At 46.2% G+C, this 18,918-nt stretch carries 29 protein-coding genes; 11 read left to right on the top strand and 18 right to left on the bottom strand.

Going from position 1 to position 18,918, the window contains the following annotated elements; genetic code table 11:
• Nucleotide 1: 1 nt before the first annotated feature.
• On the bottom strand, nt 2-1,654 hold the full coding sequence (gene terL / locus AACT18_RS12550) for a phage terminase large subunit (RefSeq protein ID WP_094130236.1): 1,653 nt from the start codon (nt 1,652-1,654) through the stop codon (nt 2-4).
• Nucleotides 1,651-2,202 carry a phage protein Gp27 family protein gene (locus AACT18_RS12545; RefSeq protein ID WP_094130239.1) on the bottom strand — a complete coding sequence of 184 codons (552 nt, stop codon included), beginning with the start codon at nt 2,200-2,202 and terminating at the stop codon, nt 1,651-1,653. The genes terL and AACT18_RS12545 overlap by 4 nt, the downstream gene beginning before the upstream one ends.
• A gap of 139 nt (nt 2,203-2,341) precedes the next feature.
• On the opposite strand from AACT18_RS12545, the gene AACT18_RS12540 reads away from it, so the two are divergent.
• From AACT18_RS12540 to lysC, 10 genes are read left to right on the top strand one after another with little or no spacing between them, the layout of a single operon-like run.
• The gene (locus AACT18_RS12540) at nt 2,342-2,980 is read left to right on the top strand and encodes a hypothetical protein (RefSeq protein WP_094143085.1); all 639 of its coding nucleotides are present in this window, start codon (nt 2,342-2,344) and stop codon (nt 2,978-2,980) included.
• Entirely contained in the window at nt 2,977-3,564 is a 588-nt protein-coding gene (locus tag AACT18_RS12535) for a hypothetical protein (RefSeq protein WP_094143087.1), read from the top strand. The genes AACT18_RS12540 and AACT18_RS12535 overlap by 4 nt, the downstream gene beginning before the upstream one ends.
• Nucleotide 3,565: 1 nt before the next feature.
• Nucleotides 3,566-3,964: a phage tail protein gene (locus AACT18_RS12530; RefSeq protein ID WP_094143089.1), complete on the top strand. Its 399-nt coding sequence runs from the start codon at nt 3,566-3,568 to the stop codon at nt 3,962-3,964.
• Entirely contained in the window at nt 3,961-4,179 is a 219-nt protein-coding gene (locus tag AACT18_RS12525; protein WP_094143091.1) for a tail protein X, read from the top strand. The genes AACT18_RS12530 and AACT18_RS12525 overlap by 4 nt, the downstream gene beginning before the upstream one ends.
• Nucleotides 4,170-5,201: a phage late control D family protein gene (locus tag AACT18_RS12520; RefSeq protein ID WP_094143093.1), complete on the top strand. Its 1,032-nt coding sequence runs from the start codon at nt 4,170-4,172 to the stop codon at nt 5,199-5,201. The genes AACT18_RS12525 and AACT18_RS12520 overlap by 10 nt, the downstream gene beginning before the upstream one ends.
• Nucleotide 5,202: 1 nt before the next feature.
• The gene (locus tag AACT18_RS12515; protein WP_094143095.1) at nt 5,203-6,369 is read left to right on the top strand and encodes a baseplate J/gp47 family protein; all 1,167 of its coding nucleotides are present in this window, start codon (nt 5,203-5,205) and stop codon (nt 6,367-6,369) included.
• Between the two features lie 24 nt (nt 6,370-6,393).
• A complete protein-coding gene (locus AACT18_RS12510) occupies nt 6,394-6,654 on the top strand; it encodes a hypothetical protein (RefSeq protein ID WP_064626333.1) in 261 nt (86 codons plus the stop codon).
• Nucleotides 6,651-7,190, top strand: a complete 540-nt coding sequence (locus AACT18_RS12505) for a lysozyme (RefSeq protein WP_094143097.1) — start codon at nt 6,651-6,653, stop codon at nt 7,188-7,190. The genes AACT18_RS12510 and AACT18_RS12505 overlap by 4 nt, the downstream gene beginning before the upstream one ends.
• Before the next feature lies 1 nt (nt 7,191).
• Nucleotides 7,192-7,554 (top strand): hypothetical protein, encoded by a 363-nt coding sequence (locus AACT18_RS12500; RefSeq protein WP_094143099.1) that lies wholly within the window; start codon nt 7,192-7,194, stop codon nt 7,552-7,554.
• Nucleotides 7,496-7,822, top strand: coding sequence for an Rz1-like lysis system protein LysC (gene lysC / locus AACT18_RS12495; protein WP_176428317.1), 327 nt, complete (start codon nt 7,496-7,498; stop codon nt 7,820-7,822). Before AACT18_RS12500 ends, lysC begins: the two co-directional genes overlap by 59 nt.
• 134 nt (nt 7,823-7,956) lie before the next feature.
• Here lysC and AACT18_RS12490 read toward each other — a convergent pair whose 3' ends face one another.
• From AACT18_RS12490 to AACT18_RS12415, 16 genes are all read right to left on the bottom strand, one after another.
• Nucleotides 7,957-8,232, bottom strand: coding sequence for a hypothetical protein (locus tag AACT18_RS12490; RefSeq protein ID WP_094143101.1), 276 nt, complete (start codon nt 8,230-8,232; stop codon nt 7,957-7,959).
• Complete coding sequence (locus tag AACT18_RS12485; protein ID WP_141138128.1) at nt 8,217-8,678, bottom strand: regulatory protein GemA; 462 nt, start codon at nt 8,676-8,678, stop codon at nt 8,217-8,219. Before AACT18_RS12485 ends, AACT18_RS12490 begins: the two co-directional genes overlap by 16 nt.
• Nucleotides 8,675-8,950: a hypothetical protein gene (locus tag AACT18_RS12480; RefSeq protein ID WP_141138397.1), complete on the bottom strand. Its 276-nt coding sequence runs from the start codon at nt 8,948-8,950 to the stop codon at nt 8,675-8,677. The genes AACT18_RS12485 and AACT18_RS12480 overlap by 4 nt, the downstream gene beginning before the upstream one ends.
• A 145-nt stretch (nt 8,951-9,095) precedes the next feature.
• Nucleotides 9,096-10,550 carry a hypothetical protein gene (locus AACT18_RS12475; RefSeq protein ID WP_094144264.1) on the bottom strand — a complete coding sequence of 485 codons (1,455 nt, stop codon included), beginning with the start codon at nt 10,548-10,550 and terminating at the stop codon, nt 9,096-9,098.
• Nucleotides 10,537-11,613 (bottom strand): nucleoid-associated protein, encoded by a 1,077-nt coding sequence (locus AACT18_RS12470; RefSeq protein WP_094144265.1) that lies wholly within the window; start codon nt 11,611-11,613, stop codon nt 10,537-10,539. The genes AACT18_RS12475 and AACT18_RS12470 overlap by 14 nt, the downstream gene beginning before the upstream one ends.
• Nucleotides 11,614-11,739: 126 nt before the next feature.
• A complete protein-coding gene (locus AACT18_RS12465) occupies nt 11,740-11,937 on the bottom strand; it encodes an SEC-C metal-binding domain-containing protein (protein ID WP_094143312.1) in 198 nt (65 codons plus the stop codon).
• Entirely contained in the window at nt 11,924-12,598 is a 675-nt protein-coding gene (locus AACT18_RS12460; protein WP_094143310.1) for a hypothetical protein, read from the bottom strand. Before AACT18_RS12460 ends, AACT18_RS12465 begins: the two co-directional genes overlap by 14 nt.
• Nucleotides 12,598-12,816 carry a hypothetical protein gene (locus AACT18_RS12455; RefSeq protein WP_094143308.1) on the bottom strand — a complete coding sequence of 73 codons (219 nt, stop codon included), beginning with the start codon at nt 12,814-12,816 and terminating at the stop codon, nt 12,598-12,600. Before AACT18_RS12455 ends, AACT18_RS12460 begins: the two co-directional genes overlap by 1 nt.
• Before the next feature lie 147 nt (nt 12,817-12,963).
• Complete coding sequence (locus tag AACT18_RS12450) at nt 12,964-13,167, bottom strand: hypothetical protein (protein ID WP_094143306.1); 204 nt, start codon at nt 13,165-13,167, stop codon at nt 12,964-12,966.
• A gap of 10 nt (nt 13,168-13,177) precedes the next feature.
• A complete protein-coding gene (locus tag AACT18_RS12445) occupies nt 13,178-13,816 on the bottom strand; it encodes a DUF3164 family protein (protein WP_094143304.1) in 639 nt (212 codons plus the stop codon).
• Nucleotides 13,813-14,064 carry a hypothetical protein gene (locus tag AACT18_RS12440; RefSeq protein WP_094143302.1) on the bottom strand — a complete coding sequence of 84 codons (252 nt, stop codon included), beginning with the start codon at nt 14,062-14,064 and terminating at the stop codon, nt 13,813-13,815. The genes AACT18_RS12445 and AACT18_RS12440 overlap by 4 nt, the downstream gene beginning before the upstream one ends.
• Nucleotides 14,064-14,282, bottom strand: coding sequence for a hypothetical protein (locus AACT18_RS12435; protein ID WP_094130290.1), 219 nt, complete (start codon nt 14,280-14,282; stop codon nt 14,064-14,066). The genes AACT18_RS12440 and AACT18_RS12435 overlap by 1 nt, the downstream gene beginning before the upstream one ends.
• Nucleotides 14,279-14,677, bottom strand: a complete 399-nt coding sequence (locus AACT18_RS12430; protein ID WP_094143300.1) for a hypothetical protein — start codon at nt 14,675-14,677, stop codon at nt 14,279-14,281. The genes AACT18_RS12435 and AACT18_RS12430 overlap by 4 nt, the downstream gene beginning before the upstream one ends.
• Before the next feature lie 2 nt (nt 14,678-14,679).
• The gene (locus AACT18_RS12425) at nt 14,680-15,612 is read right to left on the bottom strand and encodes an AAA family ATPase (RefSeq protein ID WP_094143298.1); all 933 of its coding nucleotides are present in this window, start codon (nt 15,610-15,612) and stop codon (nt 14,680-14,682) included.
• Entirely contained in the window at nt 15,609-17,657 is a 2,049-nt protein-coding gene (locus AACT18_RS12420; protein WP_094143296.1) for a transposase domain-containing protein, read from the bottom strand. Before AACT18_RS12420 ends, AACT18_RS12425 begins: the two co-directional genes overlap by 4 nt.
• A gap of 2 nt (nt 17,658-17,659) precedes the next feature.
• Nucleotides 17,660-17,884, bottom strand: a complete 225-nt coding sequence (locus AACT18_RS12415; RefSeq protein ID WP_094130302.1) for a helix-turn-helix domain-containing protein — start codon at nt 17,882-17,884, stop codon at nt 17,660-17,662.
• A gap of 181 nt (nt 17,885-18,065) precedes the next feature.
• Here AACT18_RS12415 and AACT18_RS12410 point away from each other — a divergent pair, with 181 nt between their 5' ends.
• Entirely contained in the window at nt 18,066-18,806 is a 741-nt protein-coding gene (locus tag AACT18_RS12410; RefSeq protein ID WP_094130305.1) for an XRE family transcriptional regulator, read from the top strand.
• The last annotated feature ends 112 nt before the right edge of the window (nt 18,807-18,918 follow it).

The raw sequence follows: 18,918 nt of genomic DNA, 5'->3' as shown, positions 1-18,918 counted from the left end.
CCTAACGCAATATCCGGCTTAACGCACCACCGCCGAATCGAGACAGCGCCTGCGCGGCAGTGCGGATAGGCCTTGGTGTTTGTGGCACTGCGCCACCAACAAAACCGGATTCAAATCCACTGATGGCCATCTCTACCGCATCAGGGCCATCATCATGACCACGTGGAAACTCTAGGAACATTTGACGCAGCAGTGTTTGGGTTTCTAAGAACTGAATGAGGCCATTCTCCACCTGTGAAGACAGAGACTTGATCCGTACCTGCTTGTTGCCGCCTTTGAACTCACGAACCGGAAGACGCACACCTTTCTTCTTGGCGTAACGCATCACTTCTTTTTTGTAGATCTTCTGGAAGGCGACCGTTTCAAACATCACAAAAGACGGTCGATGTTGCAGATACACATCCACAATGCGCTGAGCAAACTGCAAGTCCGATTCCTTCCAACCTTTGGCAAAGAGGACATGATCCACCATGGTAATTTTGTGGCGAGCCACGACCGCAATAAATGACCAGTCGCCTTTCTTCAAACCCGTAGCAGGGTCAACTGCCATGCCAATGGTGCAGTCTCGAAGGTCAAGTTCGTAAGGCTTGAAGTAGATAAACCAATCTTCTTTAAAGTCCGCATCTTCATCGGCAATGGGTCGGTTCATCCATTCCGTCCACCACGCACTGCCGGAGGCTATCCGCTTATTCTCTAAGTCTTGCAAACTCCAGCGAGACGGGAACAGTGGACGCCCTGAAGGCGTAATGGCACTAAAGCGCAGACCTAACCAGTTTGGAAGACGACCGTCTTCAATCTGATTTAACAAGCGTGACGGCAAGTCGTCAGGGTGCATGATGGTATTGGCAATGATGGTCAGTGCGCCTTTACCCAAGTTCATGATCACGCGCTTAAACCAACGTTCAGCCTGACGACGTAGTGTGGGCGATTCCACCTCTTTATCATCGAGTAAGTCATCACAGATGATGTGGGTCGGACGCTGGTATTTGTTCTTGATACCACGAAGACGTTGACCACGACCCACCGCAACAATGGATGAACCATTCGCGAGCTTTATCTTACGTTTGGTCCAGGTGTTGCCTCGCTGCTCGCCGTAGTCGTCCAGGATAAGTTCGTTATCTTCTAAGTCGTCTTTGATGGCGTCCATCATCTCTTTGGCGCTATCAGCCGATGCACCACAAATCACAATGAACGAACCAGGGTGATTGAGCGCAAGCCATAACGGCATCGCCTGAGTATTACGAGTGGTCTTACCGTGGTCACGTGGCTCGATGTCAAGAATCCCTTCGTATTCACCACTGATGGGCTGCTTAATAAAACCATGATCGCGTGGGTCAATGAGTTCTTTAAACAGCGCTTCATCTTGACGGTTAAGATTTCGATTAGCCGCAAGACGCGTGAGCGCCAGTTGATATTCACTGAACGCCAGCGTGAACGCATCAGGCATGTAGGTTTGACAGAAGTAAGCAAAGTCATGCTTGGATTTAGCGCGGCGTTTTTTGCGGGCTTTTTCTTCCTTCTCTTGACGTGCTAACGCTCGCGCTTCTTGCGCCTTACTTTGTTTGGCAATGCGTTTGTCTTCAGCCGCAATATTGGCGCTGTCACGAATGTTCTCTAAATCCGCATCAGACAAACCTTCAAACAGGCCACTCATCGACGGCCTCGTTTGGGTTTCTGCTCAATACGAATTTTCTGGATGATGCTCACCAGCTCAAACAACAGCTCTGGGTGTTTCTCTTTGAGCATATCAGTGAGCTGATTTTCAAACTCCGCTTTCGCCGCATCGACGCCTTTACGAAACTCGACTTTCAAACGGTCAAGGTTGACCTGCGCATCGGACAGACGAGCCAACAGGTTGGCAAGCTTATTGGGATCTTTAAATGACTCAGGACCAAACTCCAACTCACGCAGCACTTTAAACATGTAGCGCTGCATGATTTGTAAGTTCAGCTCTGAAATATCGGTGTTTGGACTGTCTTTGAATTCCTTTAGAAAGACCTCAGCCTGCTCTTGAACCAGACGCTGCTCTTCAATCAATTCTTGGTTACTGCGAATAACACGATGCACTGACGAACGGGAGATATCAAAGCCATCTTCTTTAAGCTGGGTAGCTATCTCATCCAGATTCAGTTTGTCTACGGTGTACATCTCAATGACGCGCTCAAGCAGCCCGTGCAATTCCACCTTTGAGCGTGGGGCCATGGGGTTTCCTTCTTATTATTTTAGTGAGTTTGAAGCTTATCCCTTGGAGGTCTTATTAACTTCCGTTCGGCAGATGTCAGCTAAATAAAAGGCAGAATTCAATCAGGGTTCAAACACAGTTCAACGGAGCACATCAGCAATGAAAGGTTTTCTGGATGCGCTGCATAACACCACCAAAGCGATTGATGGACTGCCAGAAATACTGGCTCCATTTGGGTTGCAGTGTGTGCGCGACAACATGAAGAACGGCACCTTTAAAGCCAACTCTCCGCTGACCAAAAACACCAAGAACGCAGGCGCGAAACCGCTCTTTGATACGGGCGAGACCTATGCATCGTTGACGTATCAAGCAGGCAAAGACGAATACCGCGTGGGGACAAACAAAGCCCATGCACCGCTGATTAACAATGGCGGCGTGATTAAGGCCAAGAAAGCCAGACAGCTCGCCATTCCAGTGAACAAGCAAGTGAAAAAACGCACTGAGGTGTATGGGGTGCGTAAGACCTTAGAAGGCTTAGAGCGGCAAGGATGGAAGATTTTCTACCGCCCTCATTCGATTATGGGGCGAGCGCCACTCGGCGCAAAAGCCTTTGGTCAGCGAGTGAAAACTAAAGCGAACCGAAACAACAAAGGTGCGGATAAAGGCGTGTTCTATGTGCTGTATATCCGAACGCCCCAGGTCAAAATCGCCAGCCGCGAGTTTATGTACTTAAGCCCTGAGCAGCAGCAAGCGCAAAGAGAGATGGCATTAGAGCAGTTAAAGGCAGCAATTCAATGAAAGTCATTCGAGCATTAGAGAAAGTGTTAGAAGAGGCGCTTGGCATGCAGGCGGTGGTTGAACCGTCTAATGCCATCGCCCGAAAAGAAGTGCGCGTGATGTTTAACGGCATTCGTGGTTTGAACCGCTTACCCCTTGCAGTTCAAGGCTCGTACGTTCCTTATGAAATGTTGGTGGATGTGGTGATCTCTGCACGTGTCAGTGGTGGTAACACGCAGTGCTTCTTATCCAGTCAGCAGATGCAGCTCAACCTGTGCATGACGGACTTTCTCGCCAACGACTTGATTGTGTTGAAAGACATTGGCGAGGCGTTGCCGCCTGGATTTGGCGGACTCAGTGAACGGTTAACCATTAAAGGTGATGCAGAGATTTCAGATGCTCGCAAAATTGGTTCGAGCTGGAGTGAGCCGAAACGTGACGATGACTTTGAACACAAAGACGAGCTGTTTGTCTGGCGTGAAGATTGGCAAGCCACATTAGAGCTGACCGTGCACAAGCAGTTTACCAACCCTGAAGTAACCGAAATTACCGCCCACAGTGAATTAACTGGCGAAAGCCACACCATCAGTGACGAGGAACAATAACATGGCAGAGCAATCAGCAAACTATGCCCAGTGGGGCGGCTTTGGCGACTTGGTGTTTAAAGGTCGCTTCACACCAAACAAAATCAGCGACTCGCGCACCTTTAAGATCAACAAACAAGATCTCGTTAACGGTTATCCCGCGCACCAGAACATGGGCGAAGATGAGCACACCGCCTCACTGGAGCTGACCTTCAACAACCACTTTGTGGACATCACCAAGATGACCAAGCAATTGGAGCAGATGGGAGAAAGTGGAGTGCCACGCGCTTTGGTGGTTGGCTCAATCGTGCAGGGCCGATTCAGTATTCGCAAAATCAACCGCACCAATGTTCAAACTCTACCTAGCGGCGTAGTGACCAGCGTGGACTATCAACTGGATATTGTGGAAGTACGTACATGAACACCTTAATTGCTCGTCAAGGCGAGCGCTGGGAGCAGCTTTGCTATCGCGCCTATAGTGCGACCAACCAAGCACTCGTCGATGCGCTCTTTGATGCTAACCGTGAGCTGACCCGCGCCATGACCACCTTTACTTTCAGCGGAGGCGAAACCGTCAACATCCCTGCGGTGAAAGTGGTGAACACCGTCAGTGTGGAGACGCCACCATGGGCATAACCGCAACAGGGCTTATTCGTCCATTCGCTATTTTGCATTGGGCAGGAAAGGATGTGACCGCAGAGCTTAGCCGCTATGTAAAGTCGATGACCTACACCGATGTGATGGAGAGCAAGCAAACGGGCACCGATACCTTGTCTTTGACGCTGTTTAACAAAGACCGACGTTTTTGCGATACGTGGTATCCAACCAAAGGCGACACCTTAAAGTCCGGTATCGGTTGGTTAGATGAGCAAGGTCAACGTCATGAATGGTTATGGGGTGAGTTCAGTATCGATGAAGTGTCGTTCAAAATTGGTCCTGATGATGTGATGGTCGGCGCGAACGCCAAGCCGCCAGCTGCTGAGCGTGGCTTTATTGATAACCAGCAATGTCTGGTACAAGAGAACGTGACCTTCGAGCGCGTTGCTCAGTTCTGGGCAAAAGACAGTGGCCTATCGTTTATCAAAGCGCCTGACACGCCAGACTTTCGTTTTGATCGCATTGAGCAGCGTGACGAGAGTACGCCCGCGTTCTTAACCAGGCTGTCTGAGCAAACCAGCGTGCCGATGGCTATCAAAGGAAAGAATCTTGTGATGGGCAGTTTTGAGTCTGATGTGATTCAAATCGACACCCTCAATCGTAGCATTCTGACCTCTCTTAATCTGCCTGACAGCGCTCGCTCTAAGTATGTTGCCGTGGAAGTGAATGGTTATGACCAACAAGCACAGAAGCTGTTCAGCTATCGAGCCGGTGATGCCACCGCCACAGGCGACAGGGTCAAAGTGCTGCATAACATCGACAACGTGAAATCCATGGCTGACGCCAGAGCGTACGCCGAGTCCTATTTGCAAAACGGTGCAGACGGTAAGCAAGGCGCAAAAGGCCGAATGTCGGTGGTGAATACCATGCTGACCACCGCGCACCTGATTGAATTTTTAAACCTTGGCAAAGTGCCAAACCGCTGGAAACCCACCACAGTCAGCACCTCCATCAGTGGTCGTTCGTGGACGGCCAGCGCTCAACTATCAAGAGCAAGCTGATATGACAAACCGATTTCCAAACATACCAGAGCCGAAACTGGTTGATGTGAACTATGACGCTGACCTTGCCAGTTTGAAGGCTCGCTATCAAGAAGGCACTGGTCACTATCCTGGCATTAATGATCCCGAAACCTTCCACCTTGAGCAGATTGCCTACGAGAAGAACGAACTCAAAGCGCTCATCAACTATGAAAGCAAACAGAACTTGCTTCCGTTTGCTGAAGATGAACGCTTGGACAACATCGGACTACTGACCGAAACCGAACGACTGCCAGCCTCAAAGGCCCGTACGGTAATGGCGTTTAACTTTTCCTTGCATACTGGGCTTGTCATTCCCCAAGGCTATCAAGTGATTGCGGTGGATAACCAAACCATTTTTGAAGCATTGGAAGATACGGTGGTCAGTGCCGGCATACTCACTATCAATGTAAACGTGGAATGCATTAAAGCCGGTATTCAAGGTAACGGCTTCTTGCCTGGACAAATTAACCAAGCTGTTGAGCCATTAACCGCACTTGAAAGCGTGACGAATACCGAGACCACACAAGGTGGTTCGGAGATTGAAGACAATGATGCCTTTGCTTATCGCATCTATATATCACCGTCCAAGTTCAGTGTGGCTGGCCCCTATGAAGCGTATGAGTATTTTGCACGCTCCAGCAGCTCGTCGATTAAGAACGTCTCAGTCTGGACGCCCGCACCGAATGAAATTGAGATCAGCGCCATTTTGCAAGACGGCTCGCTGCCGAATCAAGCCATCAAAGACTTGATCAAATCGGAATGCTCAGGGGCAAAGCGTGTTCCGATGGGAGACTTAGTACGCGTCGTAGACGCAGAGGATGTGGCCGCAACCGCCAGCTTTCACCTGCAAATCTTTAGTGATTACGCGTCACTGGCTGAATCCATTCAAAGCACGGCCAAAGCGAACATTGAAGCCGCAATCAACGCGTGGAAGACCCAGCACGGGCGCGACATTGTGCCTGCGGCTTTAACCTCACTGGCGCAACGCATTGAAGGGGTTTACCTCGCCAAAGGCACGGTGAAAGACAGTGAAGGCACGGTTATCACTGACACCAAGAGTGTGACGAAAAAACAACGGCCGCTCATCACATTAGAGAGTTTTACCTTTGAGGTTGTGAGCGAAAACAGCCAGCAAACATTTGAATAAAAACAATAAAAGAGAAGAAAAACAATGAATGAAACTGGAATTAAAGCGGCTTTGATGTCTCTGGCTGATTTAGCGGGCCTCAAGAAAGTCGGCACCTCCGTCGCTGCAACGATTGTCAGTTTTGGGGTTAACGATGTGGCGCAACTGGTCGCCATTGCCGTGGGTATTGTGTCGGGTTGCATGGCGATTCGCCATTACGCAGTGGCGACACAATTAAACAAAGCCAAACTGGCTCGCCTGCAAGCGGGTGATGACACCATGATGAAGTCGGAGGAGACCTCATGAACCTGAAAAGTAAAGCGACCCAAGTCATCGTCTGCTCTGTGACTGCGGTTCTGGCGATTGTGTTCAACATCGATGACGAACTCAGCGTGAGTGAGAACGGACTTCGCCACATTGCCAATGAAGAAGGTTGCCGAGCCAAAGCTTATCAATGCAGCGCGGATGTCTGGACGATTGGCTTAGGGCACACGTCAAGCGTGAAGCAAGGTGATAAGGCAACGAACGAACAAGTCGCCCAGTACTTTGTTAAAGACGTGGCCACAGCCGAAAAGGTGGTGAAAAAGCACATTACCCAAACCCCGAGCCAAGCGGAATACGACATGATGGTGAGCTTTGTCTTTAACTTAGGGGCTGGAAACTTTCAGACCTCAACGCTGCTTCGAAAGTTTAACCAAGGCGACAACCTTGGCGCTTGCCAACAGTATCCAAGATGGGTGTATGTCAATGGCAAGGACTGCCGAATCGAAGAGAACGACTGCCCAGGCATCCCCAAACGACGTGATAAAGAGATGAACATCTGCTTAAACGGGTGGCAATAACATGGGTGCTCTGAGCCAATTCAAACGCACCGCACTATGGGTAGCGGGAGCCATTCTCATCCTGAGCTTACTGGTGAACTACAAGCTGTTTGGTTACACCAGTGAGCTAAAGGCCAGCAATAACACCTTGAACGAGACCATCACCAGTCAGGAGACCTCCAACAATCAACTGGCCCAGCGTATCTCTGAATTAACCGACCAACGAAGCAAGGCGCAGCAAGCCGCTGACGAATCGTCGCATCGAGAACGTGATGCCCGCATTCGGCTAAGCGACCGCATTGAACAATTAGAAAAGGAACTCAAAGATGAAACGTGCAGCACTGTGCCTATCGCTTATCCTGCTGACTGGGTGTCAGGATACTAAGGTTGTGACTCGTTATGAGTATCAGGATGTGATTCAGATACCACCAAGTAGCGACCTGATTGAATGTGAGCAGCCTTTTAATCAAAAGCCAAAGACCTATGGTGAAGCGGCCAGCCGCGATGAAGTGTGGTTAACGTACTTTCGGTTGTGCGCCTGTAAGCTTGAGCGCAATCGCACCTTCTACGGTTACACCAATAAAAATGACGCTTGTTCCAAGCTGGAATCAAGTGCCATTCAAACTCCACAACCGGTTACCCAAACAGACTGAGTTGTTCCTCAACTTTACCATTGGCCACTTCGCCCTTGTCTTTGACGAACACAAACCAGGTTTGCAATTTGGAGGCAAAGAAGTAGCCATCTCGCACATGGTTGCGCTGTGTGCGAGTGCAGCTATTAAAGACCTCATAAGCTGGAAGCATACGGATCGGTTTCGATTGCATGGTAATTACTCCTTCTCCATAGGTACTCGGCTAACTCTTTTGGTGTGTACCAATTGCGGATCCCCAAATCGCTTTTAATGATCGCTTTATCGACTTGATTGAGAGCCGCTTGAAACTGACTTGCAGCAATGCGGTTGTCGGGATACATCTCAAGCAATAGCGCTTCTAGTTCATCTTGCGTTTGAGGGTTCAACACTTCATAACGCGGCTCTGCCCGAAACTTTACTCTCCGTGACATGACGCCTCCTTACCCGCAATCCAACGCTCAAGTCCTAAAATCACCGGACGAATATTGTCACGAGTGAGCCAGCGAGCACGCTCCACCTTAATGGTGCGCTTTACAAAGCTATCAAGCGCAGGGTCATCTAGCCCTTGCCAGCCAATAGATTTTGCTAATATTGCCAGTTTAGCCCATTGCTTACTGGATGGCTGATTGGATGAGCTGCCACCCAAGCGTTTTTTAAACTTAGGCGAGTCTTCCAAATAACCTTGCTGCTTTAACTCGTTGACTAACTGCATCAGTGCGCCATCGGTTAAATCCTTACAGCTTGTTTTGCCCGTTTGGATACCTAAGTAGTTGCGGTACTCATCGTCATCAAAGAAACCCATGCGATCGAGTAGCAGCGCTTTCACCCCTTTATGCACCAAACCATAATAAGCATGGCGGTTAATTTTCATCTTCATAGCGCCTCCTCAATCGGTAAGGTGAAGGGTTTGCCGAGCCAGTTCTTATTCGCCACACGAAGCAATAGAGCCGCTAAAAACTCTGATTTTTCTTTGGTAGAGAAGCCAGCGTTTTCGCGCAGCGAATCAAAGAGGTCAGCACTGTCGGCATCGAGAACAAACTTACGTTCAACACGGCCTAACGCCTTGCTACGTAAGCGACTATCACGGGTTCTATCTGCTTGAGATTTGGGGTTGTCGACTTTAGGTCGCCCAAGGCGAATGGAAGACATGACCATAAATGTTACTCACTAACAAAAAGTGTTTGGTCATAGTTTATGCATTTGGAAACGTCTGTAAGAAAAAGTTGAGGGGAAAAAAGAAAACCCTTACTCGTCGGATGTACAACTTTCAGGGCTTACTTAACGAAGACAGTATTTATAGATTTAAATACCACAATACACCTTCGATATAAAAGGCAGCTAATGCGATAGTACCTTGTACGCCAGTAACAATAGCTAATGAAGCGTAGTAAAAATATTTAGACCATCTTGTGTGAGAGTTAATTAAATCTTGTACATCTTGCGTTGATATATGGTTGTGAAGTTTTTTTGACCAACTACGGAGTGCTTGTTCCGAGACTTTTAATTCAGAGCTTGCATTCAACCAACGAATAATAAAACTAAAAATTAGGTATAGGCCAATAATTTTAAACAAAATATGGCTTTCTCTGGAATGCAGAAGATCACCCAGAACGATCGCCTTTGACATTGTTCCGACAGTGAATACAAAAGCAATAGCCATAAGTGATTTGAGCAGCTCACCCGACAAAGACGCTGCTTTTTCTGCAAATTTATCCGTTACTGTTTTTACGTCAGAGTAAATGTCTTTCAGTTCTTTCCTATAGTCATCGCTTCTTTTAGCAACTACGTATTTGTAATTATTCTTAGCTTGCTCTAAACAACTAGTTAAAGATTCTGTGCTTATACCCAACAAGCTATTACCGTTGTACTCAAGGGACAAACGATCAATAAAAAGTTGAATTGGAACATCAGGATCCTCCATGCTGTAGCACCACATCACAGATTGTTGTAGGGCACTTAGCCAATCTGTCGTGATATCGAGGTTTTCTGTGTTACAAATCGAGGCTTCTATGTGTTTGACACCTTTAAAGTGAACTTTGTCAACTGAGTAAAAAACACTACTCAATGAAACCAATAAATGTTGTGCATAAGCTAAACGAAACGGTTGAGCAATCTCTTGTGCGTAATCTCCCCACGAAAGCTGAACACATTTGGGGTCAAGTTGGATATTATCTCTAGAAACGATATGAACTTGCTTGAGTAGTTTTTCTTGTGAAGGTAAAGAACTACCCGATAACCAATCGTTTTCGCTTATTGGATTATCACCCACAGGAATAACGGCTAATTGCGGCCCACCAAATGCTTTGACCAAACCACATACATGAATGCGAGTATTACGTGATTCAGTAAGAGTCCCTTTATTCAGAGGGGTCAAAAGACCAAGCTCCGCTTGGTTTCTTTGAAACGCTTCGACAGAAGTAAATAGGTATTCGTCAATGTCACCGCTCCCCGAAAAACGGCTTTGAACTAAATCTTTTGTGTCAACCGTTAGTTTGTATTCTGCCGGGAAACGTCCCTCCGCACAAAACGCTGGGTACTCTAGTATGCATATGCGCTCATCATCGATAAACAGAGTAATGAATTCTTTTAGGAAGTCAGCTTCTGAAATAGCAAGTTCAGCGATCGAGTAGATAGATTCATATGCATCATTGAAGGCCCCTTCAACATAGAACGACGTAGTGTTTTCGCTCTTGCTTAAGTGGCCTTCAATTTTATTTAATAGCTGACATAACTGATTAATAGATTGCATCTACTTTGTTTGCCGTTATTACTATCCTAACGGTATCTCCTACCTGTTCTTTTTTTATACCCGCTTTATCCATATCGCCCTCCCAGGTGATTGTTACATGCTTGTTTGTCTGCAATTTGTTCTTCTTCTCAGACTTAGGAATGCTTTGAGACTTAGAGGTAAATGATGTACCACTCAAGTTTACTTCATCCATGTAGCTATTGAAACTAGCCTTTAAGGTATTAGTGTCTTGCTCACTATCAGAAACACAAACGATATCCCTAATGTCATCAACAGTGACAATAAGATCATCATTCGCTTCCAAGTAATTAATCACTCTTGCTTTCACATCAGAAGGAGATAGTCCCTCCTGCTTAGAAGCCCATGTTTTAGAATGACTGATAACACTCCGAGTTAAAGCTGAACTGCTTTCTTTCAATTTAATGTTTAAAAAATTCTTAAAGTGAGTGCCTAGAGCGTCATCAGTGTCCTGCTTGGATGATGATTTTCCTTGCTCGACGGCAATAACATCCCAGTTAAAAGAACTGCCTACGTCAATAACAGCACGCTTCTGAATGGCAGATTTGTCTTCAATCAAAGACTCAGTAATCTCTTGAAAAGACACTTTTTTAGGGTTGTTTGGGTCTCTAATTTGTCGTAATACTGACTGATAATCTAACTTGAGGAGTGCAATAAACCGTTTACGTTCAGTATTCACCACCATACTGAAACAAGTGACAACAACAATACCATTTGCCATGCGTTTGTCGTGCTGTGCCTTGAATGCGTGAGCCAACTTTTCACTACATTCAACAAAGTTATCATTGCTCCTGTTATCGAGGATACTTTGACAGTTTAGCGCGACATCACCATGTTCTCGGTCGATGAAATCATACTTAGTCCCTCTTGAAGCTTCAGCGATCATGTCTCTGAAAAAATATTTTTGAGAGTTCGTGAGAACGACTTCGCTCAAGTAGTCTACTTCTTCAGCTTCCTTCAGTAGAATATGATAAATAAAATTATGAATTTCGATGCTATCACGCATTGATTCATTAATGACGAGTGGGCGTTGTGGTGCTGCCATTAGGCTTCCTTGTATTGCAATACTAAATACGATGATCTGATACTACTATGAAGCTTAGTTAATAACAAAAATCCACCTATAAAAGGTGGATTTAGTTCATAGTATTTAAGTCGTTGCTTGACTAGTTTAGGCCTTCTTGCTTTGTTGTAAAACAATAACTTTACTCAAACAGCAATGCTTGAGCTTTTTACCAGAGCGACAAATGCAAGGTTTATTGCGGTTACGTTTCTTGCTGATGAGGCGTACTAATTCTTCCAGTTGCTCATCAGTGATGCCATCACTGGTGAGAGACGGCTCCATGACTTCCGGGTTAATGATGTCCATCAGAGACCTCCTTCAAAGCTGAGTAGACCTTATGAAGCCGGGCAGCGCGCTCGAAATCGCTAATCTGAATACAGCTGTAGATTCGACTCCCAATAGATTTGATGCTGCGTTTAACATCAAAAGGCTGCTTAATATTGCACTCTGAACGAATGCGAATACCCGTCGCTAAATCGATGACGGTGTGTTTAGCGGGTTGTGCAAGCAAAACCACAGTCGGCAACGTTGGTGCTGATAGGTGCGGATACGGCGTTTGTAGCGAGTCATGCTGTTCTCCTTGAGTTTGAGAGAGTCGTTTGCAAATAGCCTCATGTGCATCAATTAAGCCGTCGACTGCTTCATCCGAATCTTTAGAGCAAGCTGTTTCAACGGCGTTCTGAATAATGAGCATCACTTCGCGAAGCAAAGCCTCATCAAGATGGCGATACATCATGTGCGATGAATGGATAGCAGAATCAATCATATGTTTGATTTGGTCAGCTTCAGAAACTTTGCAGACGGCCTTTCCATTGCAATAAAAAGCACCATCATCGTTGCTATTGTCCGATTCCAGATACACGCCACTGCACGAATAACCATTAAGTTTGAACTGATAGAGCTGACCTTCAATTAAGTCTGGACGACAGAACCGGATGGCAGCATCTTGAAGAATTTTGTTTGTCATTAGTTGGTATCCTTTCCATCAACATCTTCAAACGCTTCCAAATGTTCAACTGATAAGCCGCCAGACTTCCCTGTGATAGAAACAACAATTTCGCCACAGATTTCCCATGGATCACTTGTTACTTCACCAACATGGAAACAATCGACAACACTCAATATTGGGAAATACTTAACTTTCTGACCGATTGGAAATAGCTTTTGAGCTGTTTGAATATCCATTTTGAAATACCTTTAAATCGGGTTTGAATATACGTTTCACTAAATTCAGGCAAAGCGAAGGCAAAGCGAAGCCAAAGCGGGTACGCGTGGAGCGTCGCTTGCCTGTATTTAATAGGTTGGTTATTGGGTGTATTTACTCGTTACGAGTCACTGTTGTTCTGCTTTATGGACGATGGTCCTTAGCATGGAAATACGAGTCATATTTCCACATCCCATGCTTGGCTTACCAAGGCGGTCTAATACCTTCTGTGCTAACTCTTTTTCATCTTGAGGATTACTTGCGAGCATGCACTCCAGTGAGCTTTTAGCATCAGAGACGCTGGTATTAATGAGCGAGTTCACTATATCCATGGTGGCATCCTTATAATTTGCTGAAGTTCAAGTGAACCTGTTGGTATTCGCCTTGCTCGTCGCGTTCGTAGAAGTTGAAGTACGACTTGCTACCAATGATAAGCAGTGACTCCTTTGCGGCTTCCTGAGCCTTACGCAACGTTTCGTCTTGGAAGTCTTTGCCAATAAAGCTAATGGTGTTTGCAATAGAGGCATCGTTAACAAAGAAGTCTTGAACCGCGATTAACACATCATGCGGTAGTTTGTCCTTTTGACTGTTGTAATAGTCACGTGCTAACTGACGAGCGGCATCATGCTCAGGACCAAGGGTTTTCAGTTTGGCGGTTTTGTAAGTAATTTTGTATGTGCCATCAAAGCTAAACATCGCCACATTGTCGCCAGTGCCCCGTGTATGCAGCTTAGTACCGTATTTGTCCAGCATCTCAACGCGGAACATTTCAAAAGCTTGCATCAAATTCACCTTGAACGTTTGAAGTAGTTTCTGTTGCTCTTTCACTTGCTTCAGTAAACCTGTCACAAACGCGTCCTTACGCAGCTCATGAGCCGGAATATTACATTGTGCGATAAGGTTACCTTCTGCGTTATATACAAAGCCTTCTGGTGCTGCTGGGCGAGTTGGTTTCTCAGTTGTTTGAGTGGTTTGGTTCATAATGGTGCTCCTGTTTTTACAAAATGTTCAGCTTTAATAAGCTCGTTCTGTTGTTTTAAAAATTGGTTTACTGCGCTATAAGCGATATCTCTTGCACCAAAGGCAGTGACTGCGGATGCTGAATCGACTTGTGTGATCGCTTCCGCACGGCAATCAGAGATAAAGAATTCACCGATGCCGTTTTGGTTATTCGGACCAAAGCGAACAATCACTTCGAGCCTAATTTCTTGATTGAGTATTCGTGCCATTACGCCTCCCAATAAATAATGCTGTTGTTCAATCTGACGGCTTGCATGTGGCGCTTAATCCCTTGGCTGTACATGTTGATATCGAACTTCTTCACGTCCTCATCAACAATCAGTAAAGGGCTATCACTCATTACCAGCTCACCTTTACCTTTAGGTCTGCGGCTGATAACTCGGCCACCGTGTAGCCACACGAACTCATCAATTTTCATTCGGTTCATAAACCCTCCAATGGACGAAAAACTTGCGTTATCAATGTAAAAGCGGGGTTGTTTAAAAATTCGAAATCCGACAACAGTTGTTGATTCACGCCTTTGTTACCTCTCTGGCAATAAGCACATTTATCATCACGTAGATTCCAGCGTGGAATACGACAACCACAGCATTCGCAGGGCGCATAGGGCGGAATCCCTGTTAACCGATACACATAGCTATTCCTCTCTTTACCGACGATGAGCACCACGTGATGTTTGCTCATCTGAGCTAAAACGTTTTTCACGGCAGGCTGACTAACATGACAAGCTGGATTCATGGCTATCCGACCCGCTGAACTGTCCCCAATCTGACGCATAATGGTCAGCACAATCTCTATGGTTTCACTTCCTTTTACTGCCATAACTAGACTCCTATACTTTCCTTTAAGTAGTGATGAGCAGCTGCTATGTGTTTCGGTGTCAACGGCTCATGGTTTCGTGATGCTGACGAACTGGCTAACATGATCATGTCGGCGAGTGTTCTAAGTTGACCTGTCGTTTTCGGCACAATGGCGTACGCCGCTTTAAATAACTCTTGGTCTTGAATGCCCCAAGCTTGCATATAGCTTTTGATATCTTCCTTTGATGCAACCTTGATGCATGTAGGGCGGATCATTCGGCTCCAAATCGGGTTCATATTGACTTGAGAGCGAGCCGCACTCATGCGAGTACGCACCACATCGTTCCCTAGAAGGAACACGCCACACTTGCGTTCTGCCAGAATGCGCAGACCGTTAAGCACATCGTCAGAAAGGTATTGCGCTTCATCGATGATGATGAGGCCATTTGAACCATCCAGCTCTTGTGCAATCGCTTTTTGCATGCGGTAGACCGTCATATTTGAGGTCTTGATATTCATGCTTTCACAAAGCTCAGACAGGATTGCTCTTGCTGATTTGCACAAGTTTGAAGCCGTCACAATCCATACATTGTTGTGCTTGCGTTGATACTCTTCTGCGGTCACGGTTTTACCGATACCTGAGCCTTCATACACCATCGACCAACGGCGCATAGTGCGAGCTAAATCCATCAACTTCCAAATGGTTTCAGAAGTTGGCAACATCAGGAATTCAGGCTCTTGTAATGACACATCAGCAAACTCTTCAACCTGAGTACCACGTGTGTTCAACCACGTTTCAAGCTTTTGAAGCTGAGCTTCGGTGTCACCCGTATAAGGCTTGTTATTGAACAGTTTGCTAAGAATGCCTTCGTCGATATCCGACTCTTTAGCAATCTTGCGGTTGCTCAGTTTTTCACTGCTTTTAACCGTTAGAACTTGTTGAATAATGTGGTTCATTTCGCTTTCCCGTACTGCTGCATAAATGCGTCTAAATCCATCGCAGGTTCAAAATCCGCACCCACGGCTTTTTTCTCAAACAATCCATCAAAGTCACTGGTATTCATTTGGTGTTGCTCTGGTGTTCTTGGTAGTTCTGGCGTCATTTGAGTAATGCTTGGAACCATTCCACCTAATGGCTCTGGCTTCTCATGACTACGTGCCAACTGTGCGAGGTCTTCATTCGTTAACTCGACCATTTGCTCTTTCAGCCAAGCGGCATGGTTAACACCTTCGGTTTGGTACAAGTTCTGACGACGCGCTTCGCCTAAATCGTCATAAGCCACATCAGCATAAAGTGGGATTTCACCAATGAACTCACCACGCTCACTGTAGGCATACACACAACCTGTTAGGTCATAAGGATTGAAGCGTAGGTGGACGCTTTGACCGATGTACTCAAACAACAATGGGCTGCGATAGCGGTTCACCAAATGCTTGCTGTAGCGTCCTGCGTTAAGTTCGACTAGACCACCATTGTGAACCTTCACACCTTTACGAGTACGGTGCAGGCACAAACGTAATTGGGTTGCGGTGGGTTTGCGCACTTGGATTTGACGATAGCTTTGTTCAAACACCTGCTGATAACTGTGAATGCCGCGAGCCATTTCACTGCGACGACCTTCTTGGCTATTCCAATCGGCAACCCACTCGGCAAACAGCTCAACAACCAATTCAACAGGCACTGTGGTTTCACCGTAGTTCGCAGGCTTGCTGGTGGCAGATTCACCGGCATAAGCACCCGCAAAAGCTGGATGGCGTTCAAACTGACCGATGCCGCCTTTAGAATGGAACAAGCGTTCAACAGGCTTGGCACGTGCGTTACCTTTACGACCGACGTTGTCATCTTCAACGCGAGTCCAGTTAACCTTTGAACCCAGAGCTGTGATGGCACCTTCAATCTCTGCGTTATCAAACTTCTTGTGCTCTAGCTTGCCTTTGCCTGTGGCTTTCGGACGCGAAGTACGACCTGTCATCGCCTCACTTAAAGCGACTGAACCTCGGTCAAGGTCAAACACTTCAGGAATGCCGAACTTTGAAACCATGTTGAAAAGGGCTATCCCAAGCATTTCTGTGTTTTCGCTGACATCGATGGCGTAGCCAGTAATCATGGAGCTGTACACATCCTGGAATACCCAAACCGTGGGGCGAATCACCGTGCCATCTTCTAAATGACAACGAATACGGAATTCGTGGCCATCACCAGAAACACGCTGCATGGCATGCATTCCTGAGCGAGTTCGACGCTGTGCTGGAACCAATGCTTGCTTAGCAGCAAACAGACCGCCGCGACAGTACACTTGTAACTCATAAGGAATATCATCATTCACTCGGCTGCGAATGGTATGCAGACTTGGAACTTCCCAACCTTCGCGCTCAGCAGCTTTAACCATGCGGTTGTAGCACTCTGAAACGGTGGGTTTCTCAGGACGTAAATAATCTGCTTGAAACATTGACCACGCTTCAGGCGACAACTTAGCCACACGTTTACCGTGCACACCTTGTCGATCCAAAAGAGCAGGAAGCCAATCTTCAACAGGGATTTTATTGGTTTGCAAACCTGGCTTGTTGTAGAACCAGCACACTAATGTGGAGTATTTCTCGCCAGACTCCTCCGCGACACGAGCCATGGATTTACGCATGCTGATGCCAGCCTCAACGTAGGCTTTGACGCGCATGCACAACTCATACTTCTTCTTGGTGTTTTCGCGCTTATGGTCGGTGGCTTCTTCATACTCAAGCCACAGTTCATCAGACGCAGGAGTGACGACCTGACGAGCATTACGGCTGCTTTCTGCTTGTTCGGTTTGTTGCTTTGCAATATCACGCAATAGATACAAACGCGTTTCTTCAGGTAAGCAGTCAATGTGATACTCAAAAGCTTTTGAACCTTGGCGTTTGCGTTTTTGATTGTAGCTAGCCAACTTATTCAATCTGTTCCTAACATTGTGAACCATGGTTGGCATGCCAATTAAACCTACACATTCTTGTGCTGTTACATACATGACTACGCCACCTTGTTGATGTAACGACTAGGCCAAATATCTGAAGGCTTAATACCAAGAGCATCAGCAATAATCCCTTCACCTTTCGGCCACGGACGATTTAGTGCATTGGAGAGTGTTGTAGGAGCTAATCCAGATTTGATTGATAGCTCTTTAACCGTGAGCCCTTTCTTATGCAGAGCGGCAACAATGTCGATTCGATGCATGTCATTTTTTTCATTCGACATAATGATCTCCTGTACCTTTTTTGATAACCTGATTAGTCATCAAACTAACCAATAGAATTTAAATTCGAAACTTAGTGCGTTGACTTAATAATTGATCGAACTATTTAACGAGTCAAGGCGTTTTTATCGGTTTTTTATTCGAGCGTCGTGCTTTGGTGTTTGTTTACAGGAAAACTCTTAAATGTCAGATACTTACAAAGAAAAGACTAACGATGAAAAAAATGAAGAAAAACGGTTTTTTCGTGATGATATAAAAAACCGCTTCGCAGAAAGACTTGAAGAGGCTATGGCAGGAGAAGCCAATCTGTCATTCGCACAAAAGTGCGGCATATCTGAGGCAACAATACGAAAGTATAAAAAAGGGGAAACTACTCCAAATTTAGAGATCTTAGATGCGATCGCGAATGCCGCTAAAGTAGATCTTAATTGGTTGGCTACAGGTAATGGTGCCAATACACAAATAGTGCAAGTTGCTAGTAAACCCATGAGCGAAGGTAGTGTAGAGGTTGTCCAATATGACTTAAGAGCGAGTGCGGGCGCAGGTTGTTTGGTGGTTTCAGAAAACCCAGTGGCTAAGTTTGAGTTCTCACGTGAGTGGCTAATCAAACAAGGCTTGAATGGTAAACATCTAACAGTGGTAGAAGTGTACGGCGACTCTATGGAGCCTACGCTTATGGATGAAGACCTAATGCTGGTGGAAGTAGTAGACGACCCTAAACAGGCTCGTGATGGTGTGTGTGTGTTTAGAATTGATGATGAAGTAATGGTGAAACGCGTTCAGTATGACTTTGCGAGTGGCGGCTACCATGTCACGAGTGATAACACTGCATACAGCCCGTTCTTTATCGGTAAAGAGTTTGAAGGCCGTTTCCAGCTTCTTGGACGTATGGTGCGAGTGTTGCAGCGAGCGAAGAAAGCATAATTTAACGATCATTTACCAACAATGTTGATCTGTTTTAACTATTAACTATGATCTCTTCATAAAAGCCCTAAGATCTTGAATAATTCACTTTAGGGCTAAAATCCATCCTTTC

The organism is Vibrio sp. V04_P4A5T148 (assembly GCF_963875605.1).
In the GTDB taxonomy this organism is placed as follows: Bacteria; Pseudomonadota; Gammaproteobacteria; order Enterobacterales; family Vibrionaceae; genus Vibrio; species Vibrio anguillarum.
This window is presented reverse-complemented; position numbering and strand designations above follow the sequence as displayed.

Coding starts and splice junctions, on each gene's coding strand:
- AACT18_RS12525 (WP_094143091.1), top strand. CDS start 3,961: ATGAACACCTTAATTGCTCGTCAAGGCGAGCGCTGGGAGCAGCTTTGC.
- AACT18_RS12430 (WP_094143300.1), bottom strand. CDS start 14,677: ATGGCAGTAAAAGGAAGTGAAACCATAGAGATTGTGCTGACCATTATG.
- AACT18_RS12425 (WP_094143298.1), bottom strand. CDS start 15,612: ATGAACCACATTATTCAACAAGTTCTAACGGTTAAAAGCAGTGAAAAA.
- AACT18_RS12410 (WP_094130305.1), top strand. CDS start 18,066: ATGTCAGATACTTACAAAGAAAAGACTAACGATGAAAAAAATGAAGAA.
- AACT18_RS12460 (WP_094143310.1), bottom strand. CDS start 12,598: ATGACAAACAAAATTCTTCAAGATGCTGCCATCCGGTTCTGTCGTCCA.
- AACT18_RS12435 (WP_094130290.1), bottom strand. CDS start 14,282: ATGAACCGAATGAAAATTGATGAGTTCGTGTGGCTACACGGTGGCCGA.
- AACT18_RS12455 (WP_094143308.1), bottom strand. CDS start 12,816: ATGGATATTCAAACAGCTCAAAAGCTATTTCCAATCGGTCAGAAAGTT.
- AACT18_RS12415 (WP_094130302.1), bottom strand. CDS start 17,884: ATGTCGAATGAAAAAAATGACATGCATCGAATCGACATTGTTGCCGCT.
- AACT18_RS12440 (WP_094143302.1), bottom strand. CDS start 14,064: ATGGCACGAATACTCAATCAAGAAATTAGGCTCGAAGTGATTGTTCGC.
- AACT18_RS12420 (WP_094143296.1), bottom strand. CDS start 17,657: ATGTATGTAACAGCACAAGAATGTGTAGGTTTAATTGGCATGCCAACC.
- AACT18_RS12470 (WP_094144265.1), bottom strand. CDS start 11,613: ATGGCAGCACCACAACGCCCACTCGTCATTAATGAATCAATGCGTGAT.
- AACT18_RS12475 (WP_094144264.1), bottom strand. CDS start 10,550: ATGCAATCTATTAATCAGTTATGTCAGCTATTAAATAAAATTGAAGGC.
- AACT18_RS12490 (WP_094143101.1), bottom strand. CDS start 8,232: ATGTCACGGAGAGTAAAGTTTCGGGCAGAGCCGCGTTATGAAGTGTTG.
- AACT18_RS12465 (WP_094143312.1), bottom strand. CDS start 11,937: ATGGACATCATTAACCCGGAAGTCATGGAGCCGTCTCTCACCAGTGAT.
- AACT18_RS12505 (WP_094143097.1), top strand. CDS start 6,651: ATGAACCTGAAAAGTAAAGCGACCCAAGTCATCGTCTGCTCTGTGACT.
- AACT18_RS12445 (WP_094143304.1), bottom strand. CDS start 13,816: ATGAACCAAACCACTCAAACAACTGAGAAACCAACTCGCCCAGCAGCA.
- AACT18_RS12530 (WP_094143089.1), top strand. CDS start 3,566: ATGGCAGAGCAATCAGCAAACTATGCCCAGTGGGGCGGCTTTGGCGAC.
- AACT18_RS12500 (WP_094143099.1), top strand. CDS start 7,192: ATGGGTGCTCTGAGCCAATTCAAACGCACCGCACTATGGGTAGCGGGA.
- lysC (WP_176428317.1), top strand. CDS start 7,496: ATGAAACGTGCAGCACTGTGCCTATCGCTTATCCTGCTGACTGGGTGT.
- AACT18_RS12520 (WP_094143093.1), top strand. CDS start 4,170: ATGGGCATAACCGCAACAGGGCTTATTCGTCCATTCGCTATTTTGCAT.
- AACT18_RS12485 (WP_141138128.1), bottom strand. CDS start 8,678: ATGAAGATGAAAATTAACCGCCATGCTTATTATGGTTTGGTGCATAAA.
- AACT18_RS12535 (WP_094143087.1), top strand. CDS start 2,977: ATGAAAGTCATTCGAGCATTAGAGAAAGTGTTAGAAGAGGCGCTTGGC.
- AACT18_RS12545 (WP_094130239.1), bottom strand. CDS start 2,202: ATGGCCCCACGCTCAAAGGTGGAATTGCACGGGCTGCTTGAGCGCGTC.
- terL (WP_094130236.1), bottom strand. CDS start 1,654: ATGAGTGGCCTGTTTGAAGGTTTGTCTGATGCGGATTTAGAGAACATT.
- AACT18_RS12510 (WP_064626333.1), top strand. CDS start 6,394: ATGAATGAAACTGGAATTAAAGCGGCTTTGATGTCTCTGGCTGATTTA.
- AACT18_RS12540 (WP_094143085.1), top strand. CDS start 2,342: ATGAAAGGTTTTCTGGATGCGCTGCATAACACCACCAAAGCGATTGAT.
- AACT18_RS12480 (WP_141138397.1), bottom strand. CDS start 8,950: ATGTCTTCCATTCGCCTTGGGCGACCTAAAGTCGACAACCCCAAATCT.
- AACT18_RS12515 (WP_094143095.1), top strand. CDS start 5,203: ATGACAAACCGATTTCCAAACATACCAGAGCCGAAACTGGTTGATGTG.
- AACT18_RS12450 (WP_094143306.1), bottom strand. CDS start 13,167: ATGGATATAGTGAACTCGCTCATTAATACCAGCGTCTCTGATGCTAAA.